The 12,992-nt window shown below is 43.9% G+C and carries 7 protein-coding genes; 4 read left to right on the forward strand and 3 right to left on the reverse strand.

Features of this window, described 5'->3' with window-relative positions:
- Positions 1-1,277: 1,277 nt before the first annotated feature.
- From V1587_RS09310 to V1587_RS09320, 3 genes are read left to right on the forward strand one after another with little or no spacing between them, the layout of a single operon-like run.
- On the forward strand, positions 1,278-4,583 hold the full coding sequence (locus V1587_RS09310) for a hypothetical protein (protein WP_371898507.1): 3,306 nt from the start codon (positions 1,278-1,280) through the stop codon (positions 4,581-4,583).
- Complete coding sequence (locus V1587_RS09315) at positions 4,573-5,031, forward strand: response regulator (protein ID WP_371898506.1); 459 nt, start codon at positions 4,573-4,575, stop codon at positions 5,029-5,031. Before V1587_RS09310 ends, V1587_RS09315 begins: the two co-directional genes overlap by 11 nt.
- Positions 5,028-6,221: a response regulator gene (locus V1587_RS09320; protein ID WP_371898505.1), complete on the forward strand. Its 1,194-nt coding sequence runs from the start codon at positions 5,028-5,030 to the stop codon at positions 6,219-6,221. Before V1587_RS09315 ends, V1587_RS09320 begins: the two co-directional genes overlap by 4 nt.
- A 399-nt stretch (positions 6,222-6,620) precedes the next feature.
- Here the strand turns inward: V1587_RS09320 and V1587_RS09325 are convergent, their stop codons facing one another.
- Entirely contained in the window at positions 6,621-7,022 is a 402-nt protein-coding gene (locus tag V1587_RS09325) for a recombinase family protein (RefSeq protein WP_371898504.1), read from the reverse strand.
- Between the two features lie 34 nt (positions 7,023-7,056).
- Between V1587_RS09325 and V1587_RS09330 the strand changes: the two genes are divergently transcribed.
- On the forward strand, positions 7,057-8,652 hold the full coding sequence (locus V1587_RS09330) for an ABC-F family ATPase (protein ID WP_395314570.1): 1,596 nt from the start codon (positions 7,057-7,059) through the stop codon (positions 8,650-8,652).
- 413 nt (positions 8,653-9,065) lie between these two features.
- Here the strand turns inward: V1587_RS09330 and V1587_RS09335 are convergent, their stop codons facing one another.
- Both V1587_RS09335 and V1587_RS09340 read right to left on the reverse strand, forming a co-directional pair.
- A complete protein-coding gene (locus V1587_RS09335) occupies positions 9,066-11,429 on the reverse strand; it encodes a TIM-barrel domain-containing protein (RefSeq protein WP_371898502.1) in 2,364 nt (787 codons plus the stop codon).
- Positions 11,430-11,446: 17 nt separating this feature from the next.
- Positions 11,447-12,748, reverse strand: coding sequence for an MFS transporter (locus V1587_RS09340; protein ID WP_371898501.1), 1,302 nt, complete (start codon positions 12,746-12,748; stop codon positions 11,447-11,449).
- Between the last annotated feature and the right edge of the window lie 244 nt (positions 12,749-12,992).

Below are 12,992 nucleotides of genomic sequence, written 5' to 3' on the forward strand. Positions count from 1 at the left end.
AATCACATTTTTTTCGATTTTGTTAAAGTTTAGTGGATTGCCGCAACACGGGATCTCAATTCGGAATTGTGGCATAATGCCGTGTTTATCACACTTTTCGCAGGAATCTCCCCGTGTTAGTTACCAGCAACGTCACACAATTGTTTCAAAGTAACAAATCTTTCCTCATTTGAGCCTTGCAACAGCCTGCAATGTAGATGTGCCTGAATCGAAGAGTCTTAGGTTGCTCTAATTTTCGCTTCATTCGCAAGAGGATCGTTAGTATGGGAGCCTTTGAAGAAAAGTTAGGAGTGATTGAAGTTAGGCCTACCACTACCCTCAGTACAGCTTTGGTAATCAAATGTAAAATCTACGGTTTAACAAAAAATATAAAAACTTAAAGTTTAATTCATAAACCCCCTACAAGTTGGGTTATATACAAAATTGGACCATTTGAACCCGGCAAACAACTTTTTAGCTAGAATTTGTATGCCCGAGAGAAGGCTCTCACACATATTTCACATTATTAATGTTAAAATCAGAATTCATTTACATTAGCATTATTTATTAACGTTACTAAGGATTGAATTAAAATCTGAGGCGGTAGTGGGTATATCTAATCAAATGAATATCTGATTCCTTAATGAGAGGCGTTGAAATCAGTCCCTGGTTGTCAAAAAAAGGCAAGCGACTAGGCTAATATTTTGAAATGAGACATTGTATTTTTCGCTTTTGATGTGAAGGCTACACAGTAACTTAATGGATAATATTTAGAGGCCAGTCAACTACGGAGCCCATTTACCAAGGATATATCCTTTCTTGCGTGTAGTGATTCTTAATAGACTAAAAAAGGCAATAGATTCCTTAAGCATAAATTTACAGCACATCTTATGATATGTATCGGAATGCGATTTACAGAGTTATCATTACCCAGAATGACATAATTACTTAACGCCTATATTTCGGTGACTGAGATATTTCTCTATTAGAACTGAGAAACAAAATGTTAATCGGAATTATTCTAGTAAAGTTAATTAGTTTTCAGACTGAGTTAGAGTGCTATTCAAGATTGATTAGTTTTAGGAAATATAAAAAGATGATACTCGACAGTACTAGATGATTGCTTTAAAATTCAGATGCAAATTTTTTTTGAGGGCGGTAGCATAAAACAATAATTTCAAATTGTTACTATTTTATTTGTAGGTAATAACATGTGTTATTATCTTGTGCGAATTTTATTATTTTGCGGATCATTATAATTTATTAATACAGCATAATATTAATTAAGGAATAAAATCATGCCAAAGTTTAGAATACACAATTTGAGAAATAGATCACGTAAAACACATGAAGTTGTATCATCCGTTTTAAATCCTTCAGATCTTACTAAAACGCAACATGAAGCAAAACAAGACGCATTTTATTTTTTCCTAGCAAGATCAACTGATAAAGAATATGTAAATTCATTAGATATAATCTTAAAAGATAAAGAGGTCTTTGGTTTCTTAAATCAGTCTAAAATGCCTTCAGATGAGCTAGTTACTAAGGAAATACTTGGACTAAATGATTTTAGTGATCGAAGACTAATGCGTTTATTCGAGTCTGTATTGTCCAAGGAAAATGTTAAATTAAAGGAGATAAATGCAATACGTTCAGATATGGAAGACCTTTTTATTAAGGGAGAGTTCGAAAAGATATATGAAAAATTAGATGTTATAAATTCTCTAACAGGTCTTTCATTATGGGAAATGAATTATAGAATAGCTGTCTTGACAGCAAAAAAAGAATTTAAACTTATTGATGACTTAGTTGAAAAATGGAAAACAAATAAAATATCTGATACCTTATACGAAGTGATTAGAGTTAGTGGCTGGAAATCGCATAGTGTTGAGGCCAGTACAGCTATTGAAACTATGGTAAGGCGGTCAAACAAAGAATATATTGAAGGTGGAGCTTTAAATATTGCTGCTTTTCATTCTTTGATGTGTTTGCAATATCCACTATACGATGATGTTGATCTTATTCACTCAATTAACTGGTTGCAAAAACTTCCATTGATAGATCTCTTTGATGCTTTGCAAAAAATAATCATTTATAGGCTTACAAAAAAGGAGGATATAACTAAAGATTACGACATACTTACTCCGATCTTAGAGAAACTCAGTGATTATAATATCTATAGTAATTCAGAGTATATAGTCAATGTGATAAAGCGGAAAGAAACAGTCCGAACGAGTAATGAAAAAGATAAAGAGGTTTATGATTATACAGCTGGTAATTACTCAGCTATCATAGACCGTTTAGAAGAAAATATCTTTTCTATTACAGATGTGGTTACTAAGGTAAATATAATAGCTAAATCTTATATTTACGCTGGCAGGAAACCACGATCTTTACCTCCTTTGCTTCTCAATATAATTAATAATTTAATTTCAATTTATTCTTTAAAAGACTCTAATCAAGCCATTTTGCAATTAATTAATCTGTCTATAATTTATTCTAGTTTGGAATTGTCTGATCACATAATAATTAGCATAATGAAAGCAGCACCATTCTTTTTTGATGAAAAAAGGAAAACTAAAATAATTGAAAAATCTAGATTTTTACATACACCTTTAACACCATTAGCCTGTAATTTAGAATCACCACCTTCTATGTTTTTAAATAACTCGTTGGAAAATATCGATCCTTTCAGGAAGCTTAAGTATGCAGCGATAAAAGCTATCGATAAAAATGATAGAAACGCATTAGACTTGATTCATGAATATAGTAAAGTAACTAGTATCAAGAAGGATTCTATAGAGTTAAGAGTTGAGTATTATTTAAAAAATAATGATTTCAATGGGCTTGTAGAATATTCAACAGACGAACTTATCAAAAACACCAACTCTAATATTTGTTTGCCATTAGAAGAAATTGTAAACTATATTAATGAGATGAAAATATATTCATTAGATTCAGTTATTTGTGCTCATTATTATAACTTATATAGTAACGATGATAAAAGCGAAGTTATAAACGAATTTTTTGAAGAGTATATTATAACTCAAGGTATTGAAAGGCCGAGCGAATTAATTGATGATAAGATGAATGGAAAGCAGGTCATTTTTTTATATGATATAGCTAAAACTGATGTTATGGACTATCTGGGTTGCTTTGAAGATGAAAACGATCTTAAAATTGAACGTATTAAAATACTTAACAAACTTGTATCATTAAGTTATTTGAAGCAATCTGATGTCGATAAAGAATGTAAATATATAGTAGATGAAATCTTGATTAATAGTGAGGCCGCAAGATTCAACAATGCCAAAATATTTGTTGATACAAAACATATATATGGAAAAAGAAAACAGGAAATTGAGGCGCTTATTACTAAATATCATGATGATAGTGAAATAGAAGTAGTAGATTCTGATATGAAATATCAAATAGAAGATGTAACGGTTTTGAAAGGTGATAAAAATATTATAGTAGGAAGAATTATCAATACGTTATTAGTGGAATACTTTAATAATAAAGAAGTTGGTTTGGATATTAATTTAAGTTCTGAAATTAGACATGGTTTTTTCGGTAATTTAATTTGTTCTTCACCTCAAAGCAAACATCTAATTACTGAACTTGATGAAAATGGTAATTATAAGTCCAATGTTTATTGGTTAGAATATTATAACATGATCAATGATAATATTTTGAACGATATCGATGCATTGCTTGTTAAATTTAGCGCTGATTTCAACAAATTGATTGATATAGCTGAAAATTGGATGAAAACCTCACTAAATGGTGACGAACCAGATAGGGTTTTCTTTTTTGATATATCTTTTGAAGAGTTTGCAAGCATAAAAAACATGCTCGATGAAAAGCAAACTGTTGAAGATATCGCGGAATCTATATTCGGGTTATTTAATGCTAAACTAGCAAAATGTTTATATATCATGAAATTAAAGCTGAATGAAATATTTTCGGCCAAAATAGACGATCTGTATTCGGAACTAATAGAATCTATAAATCAAGCTAAAAGAGGCACGTCAATGAGTGATCTTTTAGATGAGATAAAGTTATCTAATACAGAAGTAAATGAGCATGTTCGTACCGTATGTGAATGGTTTTCTCTAAAGAAATCAACTCAGTTGGAAAAAATCGAACTTGAAAAATTAGTTCAACTGGCAATTAAATGTTTTCAACAAATAAACAACTGTGAAATCAACGTAAAGATCAACAAAGTGGATAACTATTACATACCAGGATCACACCTATACGTACTGGTTTTATGTTTGATTAATTTTTTGAATAATAGTTATAAGTTTTCTAAAGACAATTTAATAGTAACTATTAACATCTCAGGAGATGAAAATGATAAATTTAGAATATCGATTTCTAATCAAATGTCGGAGCGAGCTAAAGGCTTGTTGCATAACGGACATTTTGAACAAATCAGGTTAAAGCTAATCAATATGAATGATAGTGATTTGCTATTAAATAATGGTGGTTCAGGATTATATAAATGTCTTCATGCTTTAAAAAATGTATCAAAGTCTTATAATATTATTCCTTCTTATAACGACGATATCTTCAAGGTGGAAATTACTTATGGATATTAATATTCTAGTCGTTGAAGATAACGAATTTAAAAGAAAGAGAATAGTTGAGATAATTCATTCGGAATTTCAAGATATAAAAGTAAATGAATGTCATTCATTTACTTCTGCTTGGCAAATGATAACTAGGTTTAATTATGATTTAGTTCTTCTTGATATGAGTCTTCCTACTTTTGATAAAACCTCTACAAACTCAGGTGGTGATTTTAGGGTTTTCGGTGGGAAAGAACTCGCTAGAAAAATGAGTAAAAGATGCAAAGGAATTAAATTTATTTTTATCACGCAATTCAAAAGCTTTAGCGATAATGTAAATTCCTATTCATATGAAGCTTTAAAAGATGAGCTTTTGAGTCAGTACAAAGAATCTTGCATGGGATTTATACTCTACAGCAATACAAAAAGTGAATGGCGGGATGAGTTAGTGAATTCAATTAAAGGATTAAGAAAGTGAAAGTATTGATTGTTGATGATAATATCACGCGCAGAACAGAAATCAGCAATTTACTAATTGATAAAATTGGATTGTCTGAAAATGAAATATTCCTTGCACCAAATACTCAAAAGGCAAAAGACTTCTTAAGAGGAATCTGTTTCGATTTTTTAATACTGGATGTAGTTTTACCGAAAAGAGATGAATCGCCACGTGCACAATATGGTTTGACATTATTAAATGACATAAAAAGTAGACCAACTTTGTTAAAACCAGGGAAAATTGTTGGAATAACGGCACATTTCGATGATATTGAACTGTTCCGTAAGCAATTTGATGAGCATTGCGAAGTGTTAATCGAAGCTTCAGTACGAAACAAAGCTTGGAAAGGGATTTTGCTGAAAGCTATCCAGTTTGAATCGACTCGAAAAATTTCTAATTATGCGGTTGAAAATAAAATCATATGCATCACAGTTCATGGGATCAGGACTAAAGGAGCATGGCAGGAGAAGCTGAAAAAGATAGTTGAATCAAATGTTAATACAGTAGAGTTTCACTCTTATAAATATGGGTATTTCACTGTCATATCCTTCTTCATCCCTTTTTTAAGGACCATAAGGCTTAAGCATTTTGCCGCACAATTAAAAAACATTAGAGATCGAAACGAAAACCAAAAAGAGATAATGTTTTTTTGCCATAGTTTTGGAACTTACATAGTTATAAAAGCTGTCAATGATTTTTTATTAAAGAAAAAAGAAAGAATTAACGTTCGACTCATTGTGTTGAGTGGAAGTGTATTACCTTCAAAATTTGATTTCAAACTAATTTTAGATAAAACCAATGCAAGAATTGTAAACGATTGCGGTTCGGATGACAAAATCCTTTTCCTCTCAGAAGCATTTGTACCTAATACTGGAATGGCTGGTAGAATAGGATTTTATGGTCTCAATAATAATAGGTTCGTCAATAGATATTTCAAGGGTGGACACAGTCATTATTTTGAGGGAAATGAAAACTTCATGGAAAAATATTGGCTTCCTTTAATAGGTAGTCCTGAGTCAATTGAAATTATTGATAATAGAGAAGACAGCTCGTGGTGTAATGTTTTTGTAGAAAAGACTATTTCTTTACTCGGAAAGATAAAGGAAGTTCTTTATTTGTCTTTTATGGCTTTTTTAATCTACAAGATTTATATTTTTGCCATAAATTAAACACCAGCAATTTATTTTTAAGCTAAGTTGTATGGGGTTTTATTTACTAATAGTCAATACAGGCAGCTTGTTAGTTTTTTGAAAATTTAGCTTAATTTCAATAGTTACCTTCACACTCTAATTTATCCATGTATATAAAATTTGTTTACATTAACAAGATTTTCTACAAATACTTGGCGAGATGTCGTTTTAGTTATTGTTATAATACAATATATACTTGTCATAAATCACTGTTTATAATACTTTTTTCAAAAGAGAGAAGGATTATGTCAATTTATGCCTATACACGAGTTTCTAAATCCGACTCCGAAAATGGAACCACTGATTATCAAATTAATTTAATACAATCGCAGGCACAGGTTTCAAAAGTGTTCTCGGATGTTAATGTTTCTGGTTCAATCATCTGATGACACTTACAAGATCATTGACAGATTCCCGCTTCAGTAACAATCCATCAACCAACGAAGCGATGAAGACGTTGTTTTGCAGAATCGACTTAATGATTTGTTGAGTGACGTCGATACCTCGTCGGCTTAGTCGGTCCAGCGATTCAATGATGATTGTCGAGCCTTGCTCGATTTGACCCTTCTCGATTGCTTCGAGCATATCTCCAAGCGAAGGCCTGCTTCCCTCTTTGAACGCAGAGATTCCGAGATCTTGGAAGTTCTTATCTGATAGAATTAAATTATTGGCGTGTGCGTACTGTTCAGCAAGCTCGGTTTGGCGTCTTACAGAGTCGCCTTGTTCCTGCTTCTTTGATGAAAATTTTATGTAAGAGTATGCTTTTCCGTTTTGTTTCATATACACCTCAGTAACTTACAAGAGAGTATCAATTTTGCTTCTTTGCAACAATATCACTATGCAGTTTGGCAGTAAGCCGCTGTTCGAAAACATTTCCGTCAAATTTGGCGGCGGCAACCGTTACGGCCTGATTGGTGCCAACGGTAGCGGTAAATCCACCTTTATGAAGATCCTCGGCGGTGACCTGGAGCCGACCCTCGGCAACGTGTCGCTCGATCCGAACGAGCGCATCGGTAAGCTGCGTCAGGATCAGTTCGCCTTCGAAGAGTTCACCGTGCTCGACACCGTGATCATGGGGCACGCGGAGCTGTGGGAAGTGAAGCAGGAGCGCGATCGCATCTACGCGCTGGCCGAAATGAGCGAAGAAGATGGCTATAAGGTGGCCGAGCTGGAAACGCAGTACGGTGAGATGGACGGCTACTCTGCGGAAGCGCGCGCGGGCGAGCTGCTGCTGGGCGTAGGCATTCCGGTTGAACAGCATTACGGCCCGATGAGCGAAGTTGCGCCAGGCTGGAAGCTGCGTGTGCTGCTGGCGCAGGCGCTGTTCTCTAACCCGGACATCCTGCTGCTCGACGAACCGACGAACAACCTGGACATCGACACCATCCGCTGGCTGGAGCAGACGCTCAACGATCGCGACAGCACCATGATCATCATCTCGCACGACCGTCACTTCCTGAACATGGTCTGTACGCACATGGCGGATCTGGACTACGGCGAGCTGCGCGTCTATCCGGGCAATTACGACGAGTACATGACGGCGGCCACCCAGGCGCGCGAGCGTCTGCTGGCGGACAACGCCAAGAAGAAAGCGCAAATTGCGGACCTGCAGTCCTTCGTCAGCCGCTTCAGCGCTAACGCCTCTAAGTCGCGTCAGGCGACCTCCCGTGCGCGTCAGATTGATAAAATCAAGCTGGAAGAGGTTAAAGCCTCCAGCCGTCAGAACCCGTTCATCCGCTTCGAGCAGGACAAGAAGCTGTTCCGTAACGCGCTGGAAGTGGAAGCCCTTACCAAAGGCTTCGATGAAGGCCCGCTGTTTAAAAACTTCAACCTGCTGCTGGAAGTGGGCGAGAAGATTGCCATTCTGGGCGCCAACGGCGTGGGTAAATCCACCATGCTGAAAACCCTGGTCGGCGAACTGCAGCCGGACAGCGGCACCGTGAAATGGTCCGAAAACGCGCAGATTGGTTACTACGCGCAGGACCATGAGTACGAGTTCGAAAATGACCTGACCGTCTTTGACTGGATGAGCCAGTGGAAGCAGGAAGGCGACGACGAGCAGGCGGTGCGCAGCATTCTGGGTCGTCTGCTGTTCAGCCAGGACGACATTAAAAAGCCGGCAAAAGTGCTTTCCGGTGGTGAGAAAGGCCGCATGCTGTTCGGCAAGCTGATGATGGAAAAACCAAACATCCTGGTGATGGACGAACCGACCAACCACCTGGACATGGAATCTATCGAATCCCTGAACATGGCGCTGGAGATGTATCAGGGCACCCTGATCTTCGTCTCTCACGACCGTGAGTTCGTCAGCTCCCTGGCGACCCGCGTGATCGAAATTACGCCAGAGCGCGTGGTGGACTTCACCGGTAACTACGAAGATTACCTGCGCAGCAAAGGTATCGACGGCTAAAAAAAAGCCCGGTGGCGCTTCGCTTACCGGGCCTACGTTCTGTTCCCTCTCCCTGTGGGAGAGGGTTAGGGTGAGGGCATCAGGCCGCACTACACCACCCACAGTGCATTGCCGTTCTGATAGCCCCGGCCTTCACCGTCGTCTTCAAAAAGCAGCCCGGTGGCGCTTCGCTTACCGGGCCTACGTTCTGTTCCCTCTCCCTGTGGGTGAGGGTTAGGGTGAGGGCATCAGGCCGCACTACACCACCCACTCACTCCCTTCAGCCCCATTCCACCCACAGCGCATTGCCGTTCTGATAGCCCCGGCCTTCACCGTCGTCTTCAAACAGCAGCCCGGTGGCGCTTCGCTTACCGGGTCTACGTTCTGTACCCTCTCCCTGTGGGAGAGGGTTAGGGTGAGGGCATCAGGCCGCACTACACCACCCACTCACTCCCTTCAGCCCCATTCACCCGCAGCGTACGTTTTTCCCCCGCCGGTAATGACACCTTCAGCGCCTTCCACGCCGGACGATAATCCCCGCGCGCGTTCACCTTCAGGTTGATGGTTGCGCCATCGCACACCATTTCCCATTCCACCCACAGCGCATTGCCGTTCTGATAGCCCCAGCTTTCACCGTCGTCTTCAAACAGCAGCCCGGAGGTTGTGCCGACGCCTTTAACCGGGAACAGCTTCAGCTCGCGGGTCGTATCTTTTTCGGCACTCACATGCGTGATGCGCTCGCTCAGCGGCAGGCCGGCTCCGGCGCGCACTAGCAGCGGCAGTTTTTCCAGCGGCGCGTCGAGGACGATGGATTGTCCGCCCGCATACCACGCGTGGGTGTAAAAATCGTACCAGCCCGTTTCGTTATCCGGCAGCCAGACCCGGCGCTCGCGCTGACCGGCCTCGACGACGCTGGCGACCAGCAGGTCGCGGCCCAGCAGGAAGTCATCGCACTCTTCAAAAGTCTGTGCATCGTGCTCGTGGTCGAGGAAGGTCGGGCGCAGCATCGGCTCGTCGTCGGCGTGCGCCTGCCAGAGCAGGGTGTAAAGATACGGCAGCAGACGATAGCGCAGTTCAATCGCACCACGAATGCACGGCGTGATGGCCGGATACATCCACGGTTCGTTCACCGTGTGGTCATCGTTCCACGAGTGAATGGTAAAGCGCGGGTGCATCACGCCGTTCTGCACCCAGCGCACGAACAGCTCGGCGTCCGGCTTGTCGCCGGAGAAACCGCCCACGTCATGGCCGACGTTGAACAGCCCTGACAGGCTCATGCCCAGCCCCATGCGGATGTTATAGCGCAGGGTGTCCCAATTGGTGCGGTTGTCGCCGCTCCAGGTCTGAACGTAGCGCTGCATCCCGGCGCAGCCGGAGCGGGAGATGAGATACGGACGTTTTTCCGGCGCAAAGCGCTGCTGTGCTTCCAGCGAGGCGCGCATCATCAGCAGCGGCATGACCGGGCGAATATGCTTGATGGCGATCTCCTTGCCGAAGCCAAAGCAGCGGGCTTCCCCGTCCCACACTTCATACTCGTTGTTGTCGTTCCAGGTGGAGTCGATGCCCATCTCCAGCAGCTGCGTGGTGACGCCGTTCTGCCACCACTGCACCGTTTGCGGGTTGGTAAAGTCGAGGTGCGAGCCTTCGTCATCCCAGAAGCTGGAACGTTCGGGTGCATCGGTTTCTGAATCGCGAATGAACAGGCCGCTTTCCGCCACTTCGCTATAGCGCGGATGATCCTGCAGCAGGCACGGCTTGATGTTGGCGGCCAGCTTCAATCCCGCGTCGTGGAACGCCTGGCTCATTACCTTCGGCTGCGGCACCTTGTCGTAGTTCCAGTTGAAGACGTAGCGCTTGCCGTTGATGGAGGTATAGCCGGAGGAGAGCTGGAACGAATCGCACGGAATGGCGTGTTCTTCGCACAGGCGGATGAAGTTCATCAGCTGGTTTTGCGCGTCCGGCGCGTCGGTGTAATGCATGGTCGAGCCGCTATAGCCCAGGCTCCATTTCGGTCCGAACAGCGTTTTCCCGGTCAGGCGGACAAAGGCTTTGGTGACGTCCAGCGCGCGCTTGCCGGTAAAAATGTAGTAATCGATATCGCCCGCTTCCGCCTGCCAGCGGCGATAGGCGGTGTGATAGTTGTCGATTTCATTACCCAGATCCAGCCAGCAGCTGCTCAGGTTGTCGTAAAAGAGGCCGTAGCTGACGTCGTCGCGGCGGGTAAGGGTGAACGGAATGTGCTTGTACAGCGGGTCGGTGCTGGCGGCGTTATAGCCCATCGCGTCGAGGTTACGCATCTCGTAGCGTTTGCCGTTGCGCTGCAGATCGCCCGCTTTCTCGCCCAGACCGTAGAAACGCTCGTCCTTACGGCGGCTGAGGTAGTGCGCCACGCCGTCGCCGTGGGCGTTCAGCAGGTAGGCGCTGGTGGGTCGGTCGTTGACCAGCGGCTGCCACTCGCCGGCGTCATTGCGGTAGTCCCACTCCAGCCATAGCGGCTGGTGGACCGTCACGCGCAGCTGCTCGGTTGCCACGGTTAACGTGTCGACCTGCTGCGTCAGCGTCCAGGCCGGGCAGGTGAAGCCGCTGATATCGTCACGGCGGCGGCCTTCCCAAGGCACGTCTTGTTCTGGGGCGATGCTCCAGGTGCGGTCCAGCGCCAGCTCGCCTTTGCGTTTGACCAGCACGCGGAACAGGTTCTCTTCCAGCACATACAGGCACAGGCGGTGCTGGTTATCGACCAGCAGTTCCAGATGGTTTGCCGACTGCGTATCAACGGTCCAGTTTTTCAGGGTTTTCATATGCAATACATCCACTATCAGGCGCGCTTGGCGCGACGTTCAGCAATAAATGCTACCAGGAAGACAGCGCCAATCAGGTCAAAGAAGCCCATGGCGATAAAGAGCGGGTTAAAGCCGATTTTGTCGGCGGTCACACCGATTAACAGGGAGAACAGGAAGCTGGCGATCCACGCCGCCGAACCGCGCATGCCGTTGACTGTCGCCATCTGGCCTTTGTCGAACGACTCAACGACCAGGGCGCTCAGCATGCAGGAGATGATCTGGTGCCCGAAGCCGCCGATGGAGATCAGCACGATGGTGATATACGGGTCGCGGGTAATGGCCACGATGGCCAGAGAGATCATCATGAACGCGCCGGTCACGGAGCTGGCGACGACCGAGTTCACGCGGGAGCAGCCGAACAGGCGGGTGTACAGACGCGTCAGGTAGCCGCTCGCCACGCTGCCGAGGTCGGCGGCGAGGAACGGCAGCCAGGCAAACATCGCAATCTGCTTCAGGTCCATGCCGTGCTCTTTGGCAAGGTACAGCGGCACCCAGAAGCTCAGCACCGCCCAGGCCGGTTCCGCCATAAAGGCCGGGATGGCGATACCGTAGAAACGTTTGTTTTTTGAAACGGTTTTCAGCGCGGTCAGGAAGGGCAGTTTGACGGCAGGCGGCTCGTTATCCTGCTTGATAAACGCCAGCTCGTCCTTGCTCAGGTTCGGGTGCTGCTCCGGATTATGGTAGAACGCCCACCACAGGATCACCCACAGCAGCGCCAGCACGCCGGTAAACATGAACGCTCCCTGCCAGCCGAACGACGCGTGAGCGAAGTAGATGATAGGCGGAGCCAGCATCGCGCCGATAGAGAAGCCCACGCCCGCCCAGCCGGCGGCAACAGGCCGTTCTGATTTCGGGAACCATTCACCGATGGTTTTGGCGTTAGCCGGGGTAGCGGCGGCCTCAGAGGCACCCATAAAGAAGCGTAAAATAGCCAGGTGCAGCCAGCTTCCGGCGCCCGCGTGGAAAATACACATCAGCGCCCAGATCCCGGCGCACACCATAAAGCCAATCTTCAGACCGATCACGTCAATCAGCCAGCCGCAGAGGGGCTGGAAAATGGTGTAGGCAATCTGGAACGCGCCAACGATCCAGGAGTATTGCTCGGTGGTGATCCCGAGGCTCTCTTTCAGCTCGGGGGCAAGAATGCCTAACGAATTTCGGGTGATGTAGTTAACGGTGACGCCAAGTAAGAACAGCACCAGCACGTACCAGCGCAGGTTCTTAATGACGCGACGGGTTTTGCTTGTCGCAACGGTGTTATTGATGTCCTGACTCATTTTACTCTCCACAAGACGGACGGTAAGGGGACGGAGGTTCAGGTGTCACACAGATTTTTATGCCTTTGATTTCTATCCGTTTAAACTGCTTAAGTTGGTATACAACTAGTATGGAGGTTGTGTGACAAGTTCACCATAAGGGAGAAAATGAGCGGGCAATAGTCGATTTTGTGCAAAATTTCTCATAACTGACGTAAACACTCTGGCAAGATGGCATTTATGTCAGTTATTTCCTGATAAACAC

It is taken from the genome of Enterobacter sp. ECC-249 (assembly GCF_043965265.1).
In the GTDB taxonomy this organism is placed as follows: domain Bacteria; phylum Pseudomonadota; class Gammaproteobacteria; order Enterobacterales; family Enterobacteriaceae; genus Enterobacter; species Enterobacter quasiroggenkampii.

Excerpts from the sequence above, each read along its gene's own strand:
- V1587_RS09325 (WP_371898504.1), bottom strand. The coding sequence starts at position 7,022 with ATGAAACAAAACGGAAAAGCATACTCTTACATAAAATTTTCATCAAAG.
- V1587_RS09340 (WP_371898501.1), bottom strand. The coding sequence starts at position 12,748 with ATGAGTCAGGACATCAATAACACCGTTGCGACAAGCAAAACCCGTCGC.
- V1587_RS09310 (WP_371898507.1), top strand. The coding sequence starts at position 1,278 with ATGCCAAAGTTTAGAATACACAATTTGAGAAATAGATCACGTAAAACA.
- V1587_RS09335 (WP_371898502.1), bottom strand. The coding sequence starts at position 11,429 with ATGAAAACCCTGAAAAACTGGACCGTTGATACGCAGTCGGCAAACCAT.
- V1587_RS09315 (WP_371898506.1), top strand. The coding sequence starts at position 4,573 with ATGGATATTAATATTCTAGTCGTTGAAGATAACGAATTTAAAAGAAAG.